This is a genomic window from Actinomadura kijaniata NBRC 14229 (genome assembly GCF_001552175.1).
Taxonomy (GTDB): Bacteria; Actinomycetota; Actinomycetes; order Streptosporangiales; family Streptosporangiaceae; genus Spirillospora; species Spirillospora kijaniata.
Genome location: NZ_BCQR01000043.1, coordinates 18,380 through 34,994 on the forward strand (window position 1 = coordinate 18,380; position 16,615 = coordinate 34,994).

General features: G+C 73.3%; 20 protein-coding genes. 12 read left to right on the forward strand and 8 right to left on the reverse strand.

Annotation, left to right across the window (positions count from 1 at the left end):
• Positions 1-57 precede the first annotated feature (57 nt).
• The 3 genes from AKI01S_RS15390 to AKI01S_RS15400 are packed head-to-tail and all read left to right on the forward strand — an operon-like array spanning position 58 to position 3,512.
• Positions 58-987 carry a carbohydrate ABC transporter permease gene (locus AKI01S_RS15390; protein ID WP_067817081.1) on the forward strand — a complete coding sequence of 310 codons (930 nt, stop codon included), beginning with the start codon at positions 58-60 and terminating at the stop codon, positions 985-987.
• Between the two features lie 6 nt (positions 988-993).
• Positions 994-1,911: a carbohydrate ABC transporter permease gene (locus AKI01S_RS15395; protein WP_067817085.1), complete on the forward strand. Its 918-nt coding sequence runs from the start codon at positions 994-996 to the stop codon at positions 1,909-1,911.
• 41 nt (positions 1,912-1,952) lie between these two features.
• The gene (locus AKI01S_RS15400; protein ID WP_067817088.1) at positions 1,953-3,512 is read left to right on the forward strand and encodes a glycoside hydrolase family 13 protein; all 1,560 of its coding nucleotides are present in this window, start codon (positions 1,953-1,955) and stop codon (positions 3,510-3,512) included.
• 63 nt (positions 3,513-3,575) lie between these two features.
• Here AKI01S_RS15400 and AKI01S_RS15405 read toward each other — a convergent pair whose 3' ends face one another.
• Together AKI01S_RS15405 and AKI01S_RS15410 are read right to left on the reverse strand one after the other, a co-directional pair.
• Positions 3,576-3,830, reverse strand: coding sequence for a protealysin inhibitor emfourin (locus AKI01S_RS15405; RefSeq protein WP_067817091.1), 255 nt, complete (start codon positions 3,828-3,830; stop codon positions 3,576-3,578).
• A 23-nt stretch (positions 3,831-3,853) separates the two neighbouring features.
• Entirely contained in the window at positions 3,854-4,879 is a 1,026-nt protein-coding gene (locus AKI01S_RS15410) for a M4 family metallopeptidase (protein WP_067817094.1), read from the reverse strand.
• 138 nt (positions 4,880-5,017) lie between these two features.
• On the opposite strand from AKI01S_RS15410, the gene recO reads away from it, so the two are divergent.
• The 3 genes from recO to AKI01S_RS15425 all read left to right on the forward strand — a co-directional run bounded on the left by recO (position 5,018) and on the right by AKI01S_RS15425 (position 7,511).
• Complete coding sequence (gene recO, locus AKI01S_RS15415) at positions 5,018-5,785, forward strand: DNA repair protein RecO (protein WP_067817097.1); 768 nt, start codon at positions 5,018-5,020, stop codon at positions 5,783-5,785.
• Positions 5,782-6,579, forward strand: a complete 798-nt coding sequence (locus tag AKI01S_RS15420) for an isoprenyl transferase (RefSeq protein WP_067817100.1) — start codon at positions 5,782-5,784, stop codon at positions 6,577-6,579. Before recO ends, AKI01S_RS15420 begins: the two co-directional genes overlap by 4 nt.
• A gap of 131 nt (positions 6,580-6,710) precedes the next feature.
• Positions 6,711-7,511, forward strand: a complete 801-nt coding sequence (locus tag AKI01S_RS15425; protein WP_067817103.1) for a TauD/TfdA dioxygenase family protein — start codon at positions 6,711-6,713, stop codon at positions 7,509-7,511.
• A gap of 45 nt (positions 7,512-7,556) precedes the next feature.
• On the opposite strand, the gene AKI01S_RS15430 is transcribed toward AKI01S_RS15425, so the two are convergent.
• From AKI01S_RS15430 to AKI01S_RS15450, 5 genes are all read right to left on the reverse strand, one after another.
• Complete coding sequence (locus tag AKI01S_RS15430; protein ID WP_067817106.1) at positions 7,557-7,982, reverse strand: OsmC family protein; 426 nt, start codon at positions 7,980-7,982, stop codon at positions 7,557-7,559.
• Between the two features lie 67 nt (positions 7,983-8,049).
• The gene (locus tag AKI01S_RS15435) at positions 8,050-8,436 is read right to left on the reverse strand and encodes a Fur family transcriptional regulator (RefSeq protein WP_067817109.1); all 387 of its coding nucleotides are present in this window, start codon (positions 8,434-8,436) and stop codon (positions 8,050-8,052) included.
• Between the two features lie 13 nt (positions 8,437-8,449).
• Positions 8,450-9,343 carry a metal ABC transporter permease gene (locus AKI01S_RS15440; protein ID WP_067817112.1) on the reverse strand — a complete coding sequence of 298 codons (894 nt, stop codon included), beginning with the start codon at positions 9,341-9,343 and terminating at the stop codon, positions 8,450-8,452.
• Entirely contained in the window at positions 9,340-10,038 is a 699-nt protein-coding gene (locus AKI01S_RS15445; protein ID WP_439951670.1) for a metal ABC transporter ATP-binding protein, read from the reverse strand. Before AKI01S_RS15445 ends, AKI01S_RS15440 begins: the two co-directional genes overlap by 4 nt.
• Positions 10,035-11,021, reverse strand: a complete 987-nt coding sequence (locus AKI01S_RS15450; RefSeq protein WP_083999626.1) for a metal ABC transporter substrate-binding protein — start codon at positions 11,019-11,021, stop codon at positions 10,035-10,037. The genes AKI01S_RS15445 and AKI01S_RS15450 overlap by 4 nt, the downstream gene beginning before the upstream one ends.
• A gap of 94 nt (positions 11,022-11,115) precedes the next feature.
• Between AKI01S_RS15450 and AKI01S_RS15455 the strand changes: the two genes are divergently transcribed.
• The 5 genes from AKI01S_RS15455 to AKI01S_RS52810 all read left to right on the forward strand — a co-directional run bounded on the left by AKI01S_RS15455 (position 11,116) and on the right by AKI01S_RS52810 (position 15,141).
• Positions 11,116-11,400 carry an antibiotic biosynthesis monooxygenase family protein gene (locus tag AKI01S_RS15455; protein WP_067817121.1) on the forward strand — a complete coding sequence of 95 codons (285 nt, stop codon included), beginning with the start codon at positions 11,116-11,118 and terminating at the stop codon, positions 11,398-11,400.
• Positions 11,401-11,516: 116 nt separating this feature from the next.
• The gene (locus AKI01S_RS49195; RefSeq protein WP_218009692.1) at positions 11,517-12,773 is read left to right on the forward strand and encodes a DUF1906 domain-containing protein; all 1,257 of its coding nucleotides are present in this window, start codon (positions 11,517-11,519) and stop codon (positions 12,771-12,773) included.
• A 226-nt stretch (positions 12,774-12,999) separates the two neighbouring features.
• On the forward strand, positions 13,000-14,388 hold the full coding sequence (locus AKI01S_RS15465) for a glycine--tRNA ligase (protein WP_067817128.1): 1,389 nt from the start codon (positions 13,000-13,002) through the stop codon (positions 14,386-14,388).
• 98 nt (positions 14,389-14,486) lie between these two features.
• Complete coding sequence (locus AKI01S_RS15470) at positions 14,487-14,855, forward strand: hypothetical protein (RefSeq protein WP_067817131.1); 369 nt, start codon at positions 14,487-14,489, stop codon at positions 14,853-14,855.
• 61 nt (positions 14,856-14,916) lie between these two features.
• Positions 14,917-15,141, forward strand: a complete 225-nt coding sequence (locus tag AKI01S_RS52810) for a hypothetical protein (RefSeq protein WP_067817132.1) — start codon at positions 14,917-14,919, stop codon at positions 15,139-15,141.
• 58 nt (positions 15,142-15,199) lie between these two features.
• Here the strand turns inward: AKI01S_RS52810 and AKI01S_RS15480 are convergent, their stop codons facing one another.
• Complete coding sequence (locus tag AKI01S_RS15480) at positions 15,200-15,877, reverse strand: hypothetical protein (RefSeq protein WP_067817135.1); 678 nt, start codon at positions 15,875-15,877, stop codon at positions 15,200-15,202.
• Positions 15,878-16,113: 236 nt separating this feature from the next.
• On the opposite strand from AKI01S_RS15480, the gene AKI01S_RS15485 reads away from it, so the two are divergent.
• Positions 16,114-16,545, forward strand: coding sequence for a hypothetical protein (locus tag AKI01S_RS15485; protein WP_067817139.1), 432 nt, complete (start codon positions 16,114-16,116; stop codon positions 16,543-16,545).
• The last annotated feature ends 70 nt before the right edge of the window (positions 16,546-16,615 follow it).

Sequence of the window (16,615 nt, forward strand, 5' to 3'; positions counted from 1 at the left end):
GCACGCACCACACGCACCACACGCGCCGGCGCCCCGCCCCGCCCCGAGGGGACTCCGATGACCACGACGCGGGCCGCCGCCCGCCCCGCTCCGCGCGCCCGCCGGGTCAGCCCGCGCGTGCGCCGCGCGGCGCGGCGCAACCTGACCGCCTACGGCTTCCTGAGCGGCGCGCTGATCTGCTTCGCGCTGTTCTCCTGGTACCCGATCGTGCGCGGGGTGCTGCTCAGCTTCCAGCGGACCGACGCCGCCGGCGACACCCGCTGGGTCGGGCTGGACAACCTCCGCACCGTCCTGGCCGACCCGGCGTTCGCCGGCGCCTGGCTCAACACCGCGATCTTCACGCTGCTGGCGCTGGTGGTCGGCTACGCGGTGCCGTTCGCCATCGCGATCGTGCTGAACGAGCTGCGGCACGCCCGCGCCTACCTGCGGTTCGTGGTGTACCTGCCGGTCATGCTGCCGCCCGCGGCGGCGGTCCTGCTGTTCAAGTGGTTCTACGACCCGGGGCCCGGCCTGTTCAACCAGATCCTGCGGGCCGCGCACCTTCCCGGGCTGAGCTGGCTGGACTCGGCCGACACCGCGCTGCTGTCGCTGGTGCTGGTGGCCACCTGGATGAACCTGGGCAGCGGCACGCTGATCTACCTGGCGGCGCTGCAGACCATCCCCGGCGAGCTGTACGAGGCCGCCGAGCTGGACGGGGCCGGGCTGCTGCGCCGGGTCTGGCACGTCACGGTGCCGCAGACCCGGCTGATCCTGCTGGTGATGCTGCTGCTCCAGATCATCGCGACGATGCAGGTGTTCATCGAGCCGTACCTGCTCACCGGCGGCGGACCCGAGGACGCCACGGTCACCGTCGCGTACCTGATGTACCAGTACGCCTTCAACTACGACGACTTCGGTGGCGGAGGGGCGCTCGGGCTGATGCTGATGGTCGTGCTCATGCTCTTCTCCGCCGTCTACCTGCGGGTCTCCCGCCAGGACGCGAGGTAGCACGCGATGACGAACCTCCCGCGAGCCGGGCGCCGGACCCCGGCCGGGCCCCGGCCGCGCACGCTGGTCAACCCGAACGCGCTGCGCACCCGCCGCGGCCGGGCCGTCTACGCGGTCACGCTGCTGACGGTCGTGGTGACCTTCACGTTCGTGTTCGTCTTCCCGCTCTACTGGATGGTCACCGGGGCGATGAAGACGCCGGACGAGCTGGCGCGCACCCCGCCGAGCCCGCTGCCGGGCGGCCTGGACCTGACCGCCTACCGGGAGGCGTGGCACCAGCTCGACCTCGGCCTGTACCTGCGCAACACCTTCGTCTACGCGCTGGGGGCATGGCTGTTCACGCTGGCGGTCGACGTCACCGCCGCCTACGCGCTGTCGCGGCTGCGGCCGCTGCTGGGCGGGGCGGTGCTCGGCCTGATGCTGGCCACGCTCATGATCCCGCCGATGGTGATCCTGCTGCCCGCCTACCTGACGGTCAAGGACCTGCCGCCGCTCGGCGTCAGCCTGCTCAACACGCCGTGGGCGATCTGGCTGCCGGCCGCCGCCAACGCCTTCAACATCTTCCTGCTCAAACGGTTCTTCGACTCGATCCCCACCGAGCTGCTCCACGCGGCGCAGGTGGACGGCGCGTCCCCGGCCCGGGTGCTGTGGTCGGTGGTGCTGCCGGTGTCGCGGCCCATCGTCGGCGTGGTGTCGATCTTCACGGTGGTGAACGTGTGGCGCGACTTCGCCTGGCCGCTGCTGGTGCTGCCCGACAGCGAGCGCCGCACGGTCAGCACCGCCATCGCCTCCCTGGCGGTGCAGGTGCCGCAGAACGTGCTGATCGCCTCGCTGGTCGTCGCGAGCCTGCCGACGGTCGTCGTGTTCTTCGTCTTCCAGCGGCACATCATGGCCGGCCTCACCGCCGGTGGCCTGAAGGGCTGAGCCCACTCCCGACCCACTCCCGTACCGGATGGAGGATCGTCATGAGCAAGCCCGACCACTGGTGGCGGAGCGCCGTGATCTACCAGGTGTACCCGCGCAGCTTCGCCGACGGCGACGGCGACGGGGTCGGCGACCTGGCGGGACTGCGGTCCCGGCTGCCCTACCTGGCCGACCTCGGGGTGGACGCGCTGTGGCTGAACCCCTGGTACCCCTCGCCGATGGCCGACGGCGGCTACGACGTGGCCGACTACCGGGGCGTCGCCGAGGTCTTCGGGACGCTGGCGGAGGCGGAGGCGTTCCTGACCGAGGCCCACGCCGCCGGACTGCGCGTGATCCTGGACGTGGTGCCCAACCACGGTTCGCACCGGCACCCCTGGTTCGTGCGGGCGCTGGAGGCCGGGCCGGGCTCACCCGAGCGCGAGCGGTTCTGGTTCCGGCCCGGCCGGGGCGACGCGCCGCCCAACGACTGGCAGTCGATCTTCGGCGGCCCCGCCTGGACCCGGGTGCCCGACGGCGAGTGGTACCTGCACCTGTTCGCCCCCGAGCAGCCGGACTTCAACTGGAACCACCCGGCCGTCGCCGCCGAGTTCCACGACGTGCTGCGCTTCTGGTTCGACCGCGGCGCCGACGGCATCCGCGTCGACTCGGCCGCGCTGCTGGTCAAGGACCCCGACGCCGAGCCCGACGGCCGCGACCCCTACACCGACCGCGACGGCGTCCACGAGATCTACCGCTCCTGGCGGCGCGTCGCCGACGAGTACGAGGGCCGGATGCTGGTCGGCGAGGTCTGGCTGCCCGACGTCGAGCGCCTCGCCCGCTACCTGCGGCCCGACGAGATGCACACCGCCTTCAACTTCGACTTCCTCACCTGCCCGTGGGAGCCGGCCGCGCTGCGCAAGGTCGTCGAGGGCACGCTCGCCACCCACCTGCCGCTCGGCGCGCCGCCGACCTGGGTGCTGGCCAACCACGACGTGGTGCGCCCGGTCACCCGCTACGGGCGCGCCGACACCTCGTTCGACATCCGGGACCGGCGGCTCGGCGCGCCCACCGACCTCGCGCTCGGCGCCCGCCGGGCGCGGGCGGCGGCCCTGCTGGCGATGGCGCTGCCCGGGGCCGTCTACGTCTACCAGGGAGAGGAGCTCGGGCTCCCCGAGGTGGAGGACCTGCCGGACGAGCTGCGCCAGGACCCGATCTGGCCCCGGTCGGGCCACACCGACCGGGGGCGCGACGGCTGCCGGGTGCCGCTGCCGTGGTCGGGGGACCGGCCGCCGTTCGGGTTCGGCGACGGCGAGCCCTGGCTGCCGCAGCCGCCCTCCTGGCGCGACCTGACGGTGGAGGCCCAGGGCGCCGACCCCGGCTCGATGCTCACCCTCTACCGGACCGCGCTGCGGCTGCGCCGCGAACTGCTCGGCGACGGGCGGCTGACCTGGCTGCCCGCCGAGGAGGACGTGCTGGCCTTCACCCGTGACTCCGGCCTGGCCTGCGTGGTCAACCTCGGCGCCGGGCCCGCGCCGCTGCCGCCGCACGAGCGGGTGCTGCTGGCCAGCGGGCCGCTGGAAGGGGGCATGCTGCCGCCCGACACCGCCGTCTGGCTGCGCTGACCCCGGCGCCGACCCCGGCGTCAACGCCCGTCGGGGCGTCCCGCGGACACCCCGACGGGGAGGTCAGTGCGCCCGGCCGAGCACATGGTGGACCAGCTCCCGCAGCGGCCCGCTCAGCTGGGCCTCGCCGACGACGGCGTGCGCGCCGTCGATGTCGATCTCGTACAGGAACTGGTCGGGTATCCGACCGGGCGGCGGCACGGAGCCCAGGTCGACCCGGTCCACCAGCCGGGACAGCAGGGGATCGCGCTCGCTGTCGGACTCGCCGCGCCTCTCGATACCCGCGAAGCCCCCGCTGCGGGTCACCGTGACCTTCATGGCCCTGCCTCACCTCCGGATGCTCACACCCGAACGCCTACCCCCGACCACGCGTTCCTCACCGCCGCCGTCTCGGCGCCGTCGGAGCCGTACAGCCGGGTCGCGGCGCCGAGCGTGGCGCGGGCGAACCCCTGGAAGTCGATCGTCGGGGTCAGGTCCGCGCCGGTCAACGTGTCATACCAGACCCGCCCGGCCTTCTCCCAGGAGTGACCGCCGATCCCGGTCGCGGCCAGGTGGAACGCGCGGTTGGGGATGCCGGAGTTGATGTGGACGCCGCCGTTGTCGCGGTAGGTGTCCACGTAGTCGTCCATGTGGCCCGGCTGCGGGTCCTTGCCGAGGCGCGGGTCGTCGTAGGCGGTGCCCGGCTCCTTCATCGACCGCAGCGCCACGCCGTTGACGCCCTCGGCCAGCAGCCCCTGCCCGATCAGCCAGTCGGCCTGGTCGGCGGTCTGGCCCAGGTGCCACTGCTTGATCAGCGAGCCGAACACGTCCGACACCGACTCGTTCAGCGCCCCGGACTGCCCGTAGTACTCCAGGTTCGCGGTGTACTGGGTGACGCCGTGCACCAGCTCGTGCCCGGTGACGTCCAGCGGCCCGGTGAACGAGGTGAACAGCACCCCGTCGCCGTCCCCGTACACCATCTGCTCGCCGTTCCAGAACGCGTTGTCGTAGTCGCGGCCGTAGTGCACCGTCGAGATCATCTTCAGGCCGGCGCCGTCGATGGAGTTGCGCCGGTAGGCGGCCTCGAAGAAGTCGAAGGTCACCCCCAGCCACTCGTACGCCTGGTCCACGGTCCGGTCGCCGGTGGCCGGATCGCCCTCGGCGCGCACGGTCTCGCCGGGCAGGGTCTCCCGGTTCTGGGCGTCGTTGATCGTACGGTCGGGGACGAAGTCCTCGGTGGGCGGGGGAGACTCGACCGGCAGCACCCGGCGTTCGGTGCGCTGGGCCGAGGACAGCGCGAGGGTCCGGCGGGCCAGGTCGCGCAGGGCGGGGTCGTCGCCTCGCGCGACGTTCTCCAGCATGTGGGGCGGCACGATGGTGCATCTCATGGCTACGAACCTGCCACCTGGATGTGATTCAGGCCACGGTTTCCCGGGCCCTGGTCCGTCCTCTTCCGGTCACGTTCCGTGACGAGCGGGCGGTTCCCGGCGAACGACCCACCGCCGCGCGTGCGGGAGAATGGACGGGTGACGCTCTACCGGGACGAAGGCATCGTGCTGCGCACCCAGAAGCTGGGGGAGGCCGACCGCATCGTGACGGTGCTGACCCGGCGGCACGGCCGCATCCGCGCCGCCGCCAAGGGGGTCCGCAAGACCAAGTCGCGGTTCGGGGCGCGGCTGGAGCCGTTCACCCACGTGGACCTGCAGTTCTACGAGCGCCGCTCGCTCGACCTGATCACCCAGGCGGAGACGCTGCGGCCCTACGGCGAGTCCCTGGTGACCGACTATCCCCGGTACACGGCGGGCACCGCGATGCTGGAGACCGCCGAGAAGCTCACCAGCGAGGAGGGCGAGCCGGCGCTGCGGCAGTTCCTGCTGCTGGTCGGCGGCCTGCGGACGCTGGCCGAACGCGGCCACGACCCGCGCATGGTGCTGGACGCGTTCCTGCTGCGGTCGTTGTCGGTGGCGGGCTGGGCGCCCGCCCTGGACGAGTGCTGCCGCTGCGGCGAGCGCGGCCAGCTGCGGGGCTTCGCCATCGCGGCCGGGGGCGCGGTGTGCGCCCGCTGCCGTCCGCCCGGCTCGGCCACGCCCGCGCCGCCGACGTTCCAGCTGATGCTGGCGCTGCTGCGCGGCGACTGGGAGTACGCCGACGGGAGCGAGGGACGCCACCGGGTAGAGTGCAGCGGCCTCGTCGCGGCCTACCTGCAATGGCATCTGGAGCACGGGATCCGGTCGCTGCGGCACGTGGAGCGCGGGACCGACGACAGCACGAGCAACGACAGGGAGCCAGTTTGAGAAGGGCCGTTACGCCGCCGGAGCCCCACAGGGACGGCGCGCGTCCCCCCGCGATCCCCGCGGACCTGATCCCGAGGCACGTGGCCATCGTGATGGACGGCAACGGGCGCTGGGCGAAGGAGCGGGGGCTGCCGCGCACCGAGGGCCACAAGATGGGGGAGACCTCCCTCTTCGACGTGATCATGGGCGCGATCGAGCTGGGCGTCCCCTACCTGTCGGCCTACGCCTTCTCCACCGAGAACTGGAAGCGCTCGCCCGACGAGGTGCGCTTCCTGATGGGCTTCAACCGCGACGTCATCCGCCGCCGCCGCGACCAGCTGCACGCGATGGGCGTGCGGGTGCGCTGGGCCGGGCGTCGCCCGAAGCTGTGGCGCAGCGTCATCGCCGAGCTGGAGACGGCCGAGGAGATGACCCGGGACAACGACGTGCTGACGCTCCAGTTCTGCGTGAACTACGGCGGCCGGGCCGAGATCGTCGACGCGGCGGCGGCGATCGCCCGCGACGTGCGCGATGGCCGGCTCAACCCCGACAAGCTCACCGAGAAGGTGTTCGCGCGCTACCTCGACGAGCCGGGCATCCCCGACGTGGACCTGTTCCTGCGGTCCTCGGGCGAGCAGCGGATCTCCAACTACCTGCTGTGGCAGTCGGCGTACGCGGAGATGGTGTTCCTGGACACGCTGTGGCCCGACTTCGACCGGCGCCACCTGTGGCACGCGTGCGAGATCTACGCCAGCCGTGACCGGCGCTACGGCGGCGCGATGCCGAACCCGGTGGAGCCCGCCCCGGCGTCCTGACCGCGTTCCGGACCCGTTCTGAGCTGGGAGGCCGGTGCCCGCGCGCGGGTACCGGCCCCTCTCTCGGCCGACACTCTATAATTCCTACTTGTTAAGTTGATTTAATGGCGGGGGCGGCCTACCGTCGGACCATGACACGTCAGGTGTTGGACCCCGTTCACCCCGACGGCGCGCGGCCGTCCTGGCTCGCTCCGCTGACCGGTCGCGTCGGAGCCGAGGTGCGCGGCGTCCACCTGTGTCCCGACCTGGACGAGCAGACCCACGAACGCCTCCACGTCGCCCTGCTGCGGCACAAGGTCCTGTTCTTCCGCGCCCAGCACCACCTGGACGCCGCCGGGCTGGAGGCGTTCGCCCGCCTGCTCGGCGACACCGCCGTCCACCCGGAGCTGGACGACTGGCACACCGACGCCAGCTTCAGCCTGTACCCGCCGAGGTTCGGCATCGCGCACGCCACGGAGGCGCCCGCGCGCGGCGACGGCCCGCCGCCGGACACGGCGCGGAGCGGCGGCGAGACCGAGTGGGCCGACACCGCCGCCGCCTACGACGGCCTGCCCGTCGAGCTGCGCGAGCTGGCCGACCGGCTGTGGGTCGTGCACACCGGGCCCGCCGAGACCGAGCACCCCCTCGTGCGCGTCCATCCCGAGACCAGGGAACGCGCCCTGCTGCTCGGCGGCTTCGGGTGGCGGGTGGCGGGGCTGAGCGAGGAGGCGGACTCGGCGGCGCTGCTGCGGCTGTTCCAGGACCACGTGACCCGCCCGGAGAACACCGTCCGCTGGCGCTGGTCGCCCGGCGACGTGGCGCTGTGGGACAACCGCGCCACCCAGCACCGCGCGGTCGCCGGCCCGGGCGGCCGCCCCCGCCACTCCCGGCACCTCGCGATCGGCGGCGAGACCCCGATCGCGGTGGACGGGCGGCGCAGCGTTCCCCGCTAGAAAAGGGAAGAGGGGCGGCCGGGCGGCCGCCCCTCCCACGGCGGATCAGGCCAGCGCCGCGTCCAGCGTGATCTTCGTGGCGGCCAGCGCCTTGCTGACCGGGCAGTTCTCCTTGGCGCCCTGCGCGGCCTTCTCGAAGTCGGCCGCCGACAGCCCCGGCACGCTGGCCCGGACGGTCAGGTGGATGCCGGTGATGCCCTCGCCGGGCTGGAACGTCACGTCGGCCTTGGTGTCGACCTTCTCCGGCGGCGTCCCGGCCCCGGCCAGGGCGTGCGACAGCGCCATCGAGTAGCAGGTCGAGTGCGCGGCGGCGATGAGCTCCTCGGGGCTCGTCTTCCCGTTGGCGGCCTCGGCCCGCGCGGGCCAGCTGACCTCGAAGCTGCCGACCCCGGACGAGTCCAGGGACACGGTGCCCTGGCCCTCCATCAGCGAGCCTTCCCAGTGCGCGTTAGCGGTACGTGTCGTAGCCATACCGCCGATTGTTCCCCATGACGGAACGCCCCGACGCGTCGCGGGGCGGTTTTTCCCGGGAAGTGGATCAGTTGTTCCGGCTCGCGCAGTCGCCGCAGGTGCCGAAGACCTCGACGGTGTGGGTGATGTTCACGAAGCCGTGCTCGGCGCCGACCGCGTCGGCCCACTTCTCGACGGCGGGCCCGGCGACCTCCACGGTGCGTCCGCAGCCCCGGCACACCAGGTGGTGGTGGTGCTCCTCGGTCCGGCAGGCGCGGTAGACCTGCTCGCCGTCGTCGGTGCGCAGCACGTCGACCTCACCGGCGTCGCTGAGCGCCTGGAGCGCCCGGTACACCGTGGTGAGGCCGATCTTGGAGCCGTCCGCGCGCAGGTCGGCATAGATCTCCTGCGCGCTGCGGAACCCGTCGCAGCCCGCCAGGGCCTGTCGCACCGCGTTCCGGCGGGCCGTGGTCACTCCAGCACCTCCGTCATCCCCCGAGCATCTCCGCCTCGGCGTCCACCTTCGTGCGCGCCGGCGTCGCACCGGCCCGTCCGAGCGCTCCCCGGGCGGCCCGCCTGCGGCGCAGCGCCGTTCCCCCGACGACCGCGACGGCGAAGACCGCCAGGGCCAGCAGCACGATCGACGGGCCGGGCGGCAGGTCGTACCGGAACGAGCCCGCCAGGCCGGTCACCGCCGACAGTACACCGATCCCCATCGCGAGCATCATCGTGCTCCGGAAACCACGGGTCACCTGCTGCGCCGCCGCCACCGGGACGATCATGAGGGCGCTCACCAGCAGCAGCCCGATCGCCCGCATCGCGATCACCACCGTGACGGCGGCGGTCGCGGCGATCAGCACCGACAGGAACCGCACCGGCAGGCCGGAGGCGCGCGCCACGTCCTCGTCCTGGCTGAGCAGGAACAGCTCGCGGCCGAACACGGCCACGATGCCGAGCACCACGACCGCCAGCCCGACGACCACGTACAGGTCGGTGACGGTGACGCTGCTGATCGAGCCGAACAGGTAGGACTGGAGGCTCGCGCCGCCGCCGCCCTGCGCGTTGGTCAGCAGCACGCCCCCGGCCAGGCCGCCGTAGAACAGCACGGCCAGCGCCACGTCCGCGCCGCTGCGGCTGCGGGAGCGCAGCACCTCGATCGCGACCGCGCCCAGCACCGACACCGCCAGCGCCCCCAGGACGGGGGAGTTGCCGGTGAGCAGGCCGAGGCCGATGCCGGTGAGGGCGATGTGGCCGATGCCGTCGCCCAGCAGCGCCAGCCTGCGCTGCACGATGAACGTGCCCACCGCCGGGGCGGTCAGCCCGATCAGGACCGCCATGACCAGGGCGATCCGCATGAAGTCGTACTGCAGCATCTCGATCACGCGGCGCTCCGGGGGGTCAGGGGGCTCTCCTCGCGCAGGATCCGCCCGTGGTCCAGGTGCACGGTGCGGGTGACGAGCGGCTCCATGGGGCCGAGCTCGTGGGCGACCAGCACGACGGTGCGTCCCCCGGCGACCAGCGTGCCCAGCGTGTCGGCCAGGGCCTCCTGGTTGGCGGCGTCGACCCCGGCGGTCGGCTCGTCCAGCACGAACACGTCGGGCTCGCCCGCCAGCGCGCGGGCGATCAGCACCCGCTGCTGCTGGCCGCCCGACAGCAGGTGCGCGCTCTCCCGCTGCCGGTCGGCGAGGCCGACGGCCGCCAGCGCCCGGTCCACGGCGGCGCGGTCGGCGGCCGAGGAGGGCCGCCACCGCGACTGCCGCGCGACCCGGCCCGACGAGACGACCTCGCGGACCGTGGACGGCACGCCGCCGCCCATCGGGAGTCGCTGCGGCACGTAGCCGACGCGCTTCCAGTCCTTGAACCGCGCGGGCGGCCGGCCGTAGATCTCGGTGCGGCCCTCGCTGAGCGGCAGCAGCCCGAGCAGCGCCCGGATCAGGGTGGACTTGCCCGCGCCGTTGGGACCGAGCACGGCCAGCACGTCGCCGGCGCGCACGGTCAGGTCGATGCCGCGCAGCACCTCGCGGCCGTCCAGCCGCACGCGGCCGCCGGTCATCGCGAAGGGGGGAGCTTCGGTCACTTGCACTCCAGGGAGGACCGCAGGGTGTCCAGGTTCTTGCGCATCACGGAGAGGTAATCGTCGGAGGACCCCTCCTTGATTCCCTCGACCGGGTCCAGCACCGCCGTTTTCACCCCCGCCTCGCGCGCCAGGGTCTCGGCGACCTTGGGGCTCACCAGGGTCTCGGTGAACACGGTGGTGGCCTTGGCCTCGCGGATCTCGTGGGTCAGCTCGCCCAGCCGCTTGGGGGAGGGCTCGCTGGACGGGTCCACGCCCGCGATCGAGACCTGCTTGAGGCCGTACCGGTCGGCCAGGTAGCCGAACGCCGCGTGCGCGGTGACGATCGTCTTCTGCTTGCAGGCGCCGAGACCGGTCTTGAACTGGCCGTCCAGGTCGGTGAGCTGCTTGGCGACGGCGGCGGCGCGCGACTGGTAACCGGCGGCGTGCGCGGGGTCCAGGACGGCCAGCCGCTTGCCGAGCGCGTCGGCGACGGTCGCCATGCGGTTCGGGTCCAGCCAGATGTGCGGGTCGGACCCGGCGCCGCCGTGGTCCTGCTCGTGGCCCTCCGCGCCGTGCTCGTGCTCGTGGGCGTGCTCGTCCTCGGCCGGCGGGGCCAGCGTCTTCACCACGCTCGCGGCGTCCAGGGCCTTGTCGCCCTTGGCGTGCTTGGCGACGGCCTCGTCCACGGCGGGCTGCACCCCCTTGACGTACAGGGTGAGCTTGGCGCGGCCCACGTCGGCGACCTGCCGGGCGGTGAGCTCCTGGTCGTGCGGCTCGGCGCCGGGCTTGGCGAGGGTCTGCACGGCGGCGTCGGTCCCGCCGACCTTCTCGGCGAGCCAGGCCATGGGGTAGAACGACGCGGCCACGCGGATCTTGTCACCGGAGCCGCCGGAACCGCCGGAGCCGCTGCCGCCCGCGTCCCCGCAGGCGGTCAGGCCCGCCAGGGCGAGCACGGAGACGACGGTCAGCGGGAGGGCGCGCACGCGCTTTCGGGAGGTCAACACGGTTCAAGTGTGCACGAAAATGAAAATGATTGTCAAAAGCGGGGCGAACCGGACCCCGGCTCCGTGCCGCCGCCGGGCCTGCCAGGATGGGCGCATGCTCGCCATCACCCGGTACCGGGTCCCCGCCGACCGCGCCGAGACGTTCGCCGCCGAGATGGACGCCGTGCTGGAGACCCTGGCGGCCAGTCCCGGCTACCGCTCCGGCCGGCTGGCCCGCACCGTCGACGACCCCGACCTGTGGGCCCTGGTCACCGAGTGGGAGGGCGCGGGTTTCTACCGCCGCGCCCTCGGCGTCTACGACGTGCGGCTGCGGTTCATCCCCCTGGCCGCCCTGGCGGTGGACGAGCCGGGCGCCTACGAGGTCGTGGCCTCCCGCTGACCCAGGGCCGGTCAACGCCGGTCAACGCCCGTCAAAGAACCCGCGCGCCTCGTTTCGCCGCGCGCGGCCATGGTCATCACTAGGCCCGTCACGGGATCATGACGGGGGAGATGTCGATGCCGCACGCCGCTCTGCTCGCGGGACTGCTGGGAACGGGGATGGTCGCGACCCTGCTCGCCGAGGCGACGCCGGCCGCCGCCCGCTCCGCGCCCGCCCCGCGGATCGTCGAGTACCGGGGCCTGCGCATCCCGGTGCCCGCCGGATGGGAGGTCCACCGGCTCGACCGGGACCCCGACCGCTGCGTCCGCCTCGACCGCAACGCCCTCTACCTGGGGACCCCGGGCGAGCAGCCCGACTGCCCGGCCCGCCTGGTGGGCCGCACCGAGACCCTGCACGTCGAGCCGCGGGGCGAGCCGTCGGCGCGGCGCCGCGCCGCCGTCCGCGCCGACCGGCTGGCCCGCCACACCCTGCGGCCCGGCGCGGGCAACGAGGTCCGGTTCGCGGTCCCGGAGGCGGGCGTCACGGTCAACGGCTCCTACGGCGACTCCCCGGAGGCGCTGCAGAACGTCATCCGCTCCATCCGCCTCACCGGCTCCTGGCCCGCCGAGCCGCCCGCGGCGTTCCGGCGCGCCGTCCCGCAGCCCGTCCCCGACCTCGCCTGGCGGCCACCGTCCGGCACCGGCGAGAAGCGCTGGGCGAGGGGCAGGGGGTTCGACACCTGCGCCGCCCCCTCGCTGCGGGCCATGGCCGCCTGGCGGCGCGCCTACGGCATCGCCAACATCTACATCGGCGGCGCGGCGCGCGGCTGCGCCCAGCCCAACCTGACCCGCTCCTGGGTCCGGCAGACCCGGCGCATGGGCTACCGCCTCATCCCCACCTACGTGGGGCTCCAGGCGCCCTGCACGAAGTTCAAGCGGCACCGCTTCACCGCCCGCGACGCCGCCGCCGAGGGCGCCGCGGCCGCCCGCGACGCGGCCCGCCGCGCCCGCCTGCTGGGCATCCCGCGCCGCAAGCCGATCTACTTCGACATGGAGGCCTACAACAGCCGCGACGCCTCCTGCCGGAACGCGGTGCTGCGCTTCCTCGACTCCTGGACGCGCACGCTGCGCGCCCGGCGCTACGTCCCGGGCGTCTACAGCAGCGTGGGCTCCGGCATCGTCGACCTGGGCCGGGCCAGGGGCATCGCCAAGCCCCGGGCGATCTGGTACGCCCGCTGGGACGGCGACGACAGCGTCTACGCCGACCCGGCGCTGCCGCCCGAGTGGTGGCCCCCGCACCGCCGCATCAAGCAGTACCGGGGCCCGCACCGCGAACGCCACGGCGGCGTCACGATCAACATCGACAGCAACTCCGTCGACGGACGCGTCTACTGAGCCGCGTCCCCCGAGCCGATGTGACGGGGCGGGGTCGCGCGGATCCGCCGGGTTGTCGTCTGCGACCTCGCCCTGGTGCTCTAAGCTTTTGGGAAAGCGCAGGGAGCGCGGGGGGACCGCGCGCTCCACAGCCGAAACCGGGGATCTCTCACTCGCTCAGCCGCCACGCGCGGCCTCGCGGGCGTACGGACAATCCCGCCGACCGCCAGCCGGATGGAGAATGCTCATGGCACGCCGTTCCGACGTGTTGGACACGATCGTCAACCTCGCCAAGCGGCGGGGCCTGGTCTACCCGTCGAGTGAGATCTACGGTGGCCTGCGGGCCTCCTGGGACTACGGGCCGCTCGGCGTGGAGCTGAAGAACAACGTCAAGCGCCAGTGGTGGAAGTCCATGGTGCAGGGCCGCGACGACGTCGTGGGCCTGGACTCGTGCGTGATCCTCGCCCGCGAGGTGTGGGAGGCGTCCGGCCACGTCCAGGCGTTCGTGGACCCGCTGACCGAGTGCCAGTCCTGCCACAAGCGGTTCCGCGCCGACCACCTCGAAGAGGCCTACGAGGAGAAGCACGGCAAGGCCCCGGCGGGCGGCCTGGCCGACATCACCTGCCCGCACTGCGGCGTCAAGGGCTCGTTCACCGAGCCGCGCATGTTCAACGGCCTGCTCAAGACCTACCTCGGCCCGGTCGAGGACGAGACCGGCCTGGCCTACCTGCGCCCGGAGACCGCGCAGGGCATCTTCATCAACTACCTGAACGTGCAGCAGTCGGCGCGCCGCAAGGTGCCGTTCGGCATCGGCCAGATCGGCAAGTCGTTCCGCAACGAGATCACCCCGGGCAACTTCATCTTCCGGACCCGCGAGTTCGAGCAGATGGAGATGGAGTTCTTCGTCAAGCCCGGCTCCGACGAGGAATGGCACCAGTACTGGATCGACCAGCGCTTCCAGTGGTACACCGACCTCGGCATCCGCAAGGACAACCTGCGGCTGTACGAGCACCCGGCCGAGAAGCTGTCGCACTACTCCAAGCGGACCGTGGACATCGAGTACCGCTTCGACTTCGTCGGCAGCGAGTGGGGCGAGCTGGAGGGCGTCGCCAACCGCACCGACTTCGACCTGTCCACGCACGCCAAGGCGTCCGGCACCGACCTGTCGTTCTTCGACCAGGAGGCCGGCGAGCGCTTCGTCCCCTACGTGATCGAGCCCGCGGCCGGGGTGGACCGCTGCACGCTGACGTTCATGATGGACGCCTACGCCGAGGACGAGGCGCCCAACGCCAAGGGCAAGCTGGAGAAGCGCACCGTCATGCGCCTGGACCGCCGCCTGGCCCCGGTCAAGGTCGCGGTGCTGCCGCTGTCGCGCAACGCCGACCTGTCCCCGAAGGCGCGGGACCTGGCCGCCCAGCTGCGCAAGCACTGGAACGTCGACTTCGACGACGCCGGCGCGATCGGCCGCCGCTACCGCCGCCAGGACGAGATCGGCACGCCGTTCTGCGTGACCGTCGACTTCGACACCCTGGAGGACGACGCGGTGACCGTGCGCGAGCGCGACACCATGAGCCAGGAGCGCATCTCGCTCAGCCAGGTCGAGTCCTTCCTGGCCGCGCAGCTGATCGGCTGCTGACCTCCGTCAGGACCGCGATGGCGGGCCGCCCCCGGAACGGGGGCGGCCCGTCCGCCTTTCCGGCCCCGTGATGATCCCGATGCGGACGGAGAGTGCGGGTGCGGAGACGGCCGGATCTGGTCGCGCCGACGCTCCCGCTGTGCCTGTCCGCCCTGCTCGGCCTGGTCTACCAGCCGTTCCCGGACGCCCCCGCCCAGGTCGGCGCGGGAGCCGTCGCCGCGACGGCGGACGCGGACGCCGCGGCGCCCGACCACCAGCACGCCGATCCCGTCCTCATCACCAACCACGCGCAGGCCGCCGCGCCCGCGGACCATCCGGGCGCGCCGCCGTCCCTGCCGCCGCCCGACGGCCTCCACCTGGTCCCGCCCGGCCGCGCGCCGCCGCAGGGCGCCGTCGCGCCGGTCGCCACCGCCGTCCTCCTCACCGGGCCGAGCGCTCGCGCGCCTCCGGTCGTCCAGGGCCACTGACGTCCCTGTCACCTCCCCGACCGGAGGTAGATCCATCCACTTCGCCGAAGCTCTCATCGCTTTGGGCGAGGCGTTCCTGGCGCTGTACCTGGCGGTGCTGCAACCCGTGCTGGGCGGCGCCGCCGGGTTCGCCGAGGCCGCCGCCGGGTTCGGCGGGGCGTTCGCGCTGGTGCTGGCGTCGATGGCGGCGGTCGGGCTGGACGCGCGGCTGCCCCCGTTCGTCGCCGGGTACGTGCTGGTCCTGGCGGTCGCCGGGCCGCTGGCGGCGACGCGGGCGGGCGGGTGAGCGAACGGGCCGCCCCCGGACGCGGGGGCGGCCCGTCGGTCCACGGGAGGCCGTTCCGTCACGAACCCGTCACGTAGAGGGTCTGGTTGAACGTGCCCGGGGCGGTCTCACCCTGGAGCGTGTAGGTCGCGGTCACCGTGGCGGTGGAGGGGCACAGGAAGCTGCCGCCGCTCTGCCGGGCGACGGTGGCGTTGTTCACGCCGACCTGGGCCTGGGCGACCGAGGTGACGGGGCGGTTCGGGTTGTCGGGGTTGTAGCCGTTGGCGACCAGGTTGCCGCCGTAGTAGCAGGTGATGCCGCCCAGGATGCTGGCGACGGCCCGCACGCGGAAGTTGGCGATGGTGACGACGGCGTCCCGGCCGCCGGTGTGCGCGGCGTCGTAGACGACGCTGCCGCCGCTCCAGGGCAGGTTCTGGGTGGTCACCGTGACGCTTCCGGTGTCGCCGGGGCAGGCGGGGCCGGGGTCGTTGGTGAACGCCGCCTGGGTGATCGTCATGCCGGTGCCGTCGGAGTTGACGGACCCGGTCATGGTGGAGCGGTTGCAGGAGCCGCCGCCCAGGGAGGTGGACACCGTCGCGTTGCCGAGCAGGGAGGCGCGGACGTTGCCCGCGTAGGGGGCGGCGGTGGCAGAGCCCTTGCGGATCGTGGTGGTGGCGGCGGAGGCGGGGGGAGCGACCAGGGCGACGGTGGCCAGGGCCACGGCGGACGCCAGGACGGACTGTCTGATACGTGCCACCTTGTACTCCTTTGTGGAGATTTGCGGGGGGTTACCCGAAAGTAATTCGGCTTTGTGATCCAGGCAACACGGGGGAGGCGGGGCGGCACTGGCCGGATGGGGACACGTTCGTGGGCCGGGGTTGCCAGGGCGGCCGGGAGAGGGCACGGGAGGGGACTCGCCGCTCCCGCGCCACAAGATCATCGATGTGGGGTAGCGTGGCGGTGACCGTCCGGCCGCCGAGGGGAGTGAGGCACATGCCCGGCTCCCGTGCGCGCCCGCCCCATCCCGAGGAGCGGGGCCGGCTGGCGCGGCTGCTGCTGGTGGCCCTGGGGCTGCTGGGCTTCATGGTCGTCCCGGCGGCCGGCGCGACCGCCCCGGCGGCCTCCGGCGTGCGCGTCGGGCCCGCGCAGGCGGGCGCCGGGAACGCCGCCCGCGTCCGTTCGTCCCGCCCCCGCGCCCACCATCACCGCGCCGACCACCACCGCGCGGAATTCACCGTCGCAGTGCTGCGGCACCTGGTGGCCGCCCCGTGCTGCGGCCAGGACCAGGCGACCCCGCCGCCCGCGACGGACCCGCGCCCGGACCGGGCGGTGCGGCTCGCCGCGGCCGACCGCCCCGGCGCGGTCCGCTCCGTCGCCCGCGTTCCGTCACGGAGCCGCGCTCCGCCCGCCTCCCACCGGATCTGAGCCCCTTTTCCCGATCCGACCGGCGGCCCGGCGGCCCACGCCGCCCCGCCGGTGCTCCCTGTGGAGGTTC

What these genes read in the sequence shown, in the direction of transcription:
- AKI01S_RS49195 (WP_218009692.1), top strand. Translation starts at nt 11,517, where the DNA reads ATGCCGCACGCCGCTCTGCTCGCGGGACTGCTGGGAACGGGGATGGTC.
- AKI01S_RS15430 (WP_067817106.1), bottom strand. Translation starts at nt 7,982, where the DNA reads ATGGCTACGACACGTACCGCTAACGCGCACTGGGAAGGCTCGCTGATG.
- AKI01S_RS15405 (WP_067817091.1), bottom strand. Translation starts at nt 3,830, where the DNA reads ATGAAGGTCACGGTGACCCGCAGCGGGGGCTTCGCGGGTATCGAGAGG.
- AKI01S_RS15425 (WP_067817103.1), top strand. Translation starts at nt 6,711, where the DNA reads ATGACACGTCAGGTGTTGGACCCCGTTCACCCCGACGGCGCGCGGCCG.
- AKI01S_RS15395 (WP_067817085.1), top strand. Translation starts at nt 994, where the DNA reads ATGACGAACCTCCCGCGAGCCGGGCGCCGGACCCCGGCCGGGCCCCGG.
- AKI01S_RS15400 (WP_067817088.1), top strand. Translation starts at nt 1,953, where the DNA reads ATGAGCAAGCCCGACCACTGGTGGCGGAGCGCCGTGATCTACCAGGTG.
- AKI01S_RS15455 (WP_067817121.1), top strand. Translation starts at nt 11,116, where the DNA reads ATGCTCGCCATCACCCGGTACCGGGTCCCCGCCGACCGCGCCGAGACG.
- AKI01S_RS15465 (WP_067817128.1), top strand. Translation starts at nt 13,000, where the DNA reads ATGGCACGCCGTTCCGACGTGTTGGACACGATCGTCAACCTCGCCAAG.
- AKI01S_RS15410 (WP_067817094.1), bottom strand. Translation starts at nt 4,879, where the DNA reads ATGAGATGCACCATCGTGCCGCCCCACATGCTGGAGAACGTCGCGCGA.
- AKI01S_RS15485 (WP_067817139.1), top strand. Translation starts at nt 16,114, where the DNA reads ATGCCCGGCTCCCGTGCGCGCCCGCCCCATCCCGAGGAGCGGGGCCGG.
- AKI01S_RS15390 (WP_067817081.1), top strand. Translation starts at nt 58, where the DNA reads ATGACCACGACGCGGGCCGCCGCCCGCCCCGCTCCGCGCGCCCGCCGG.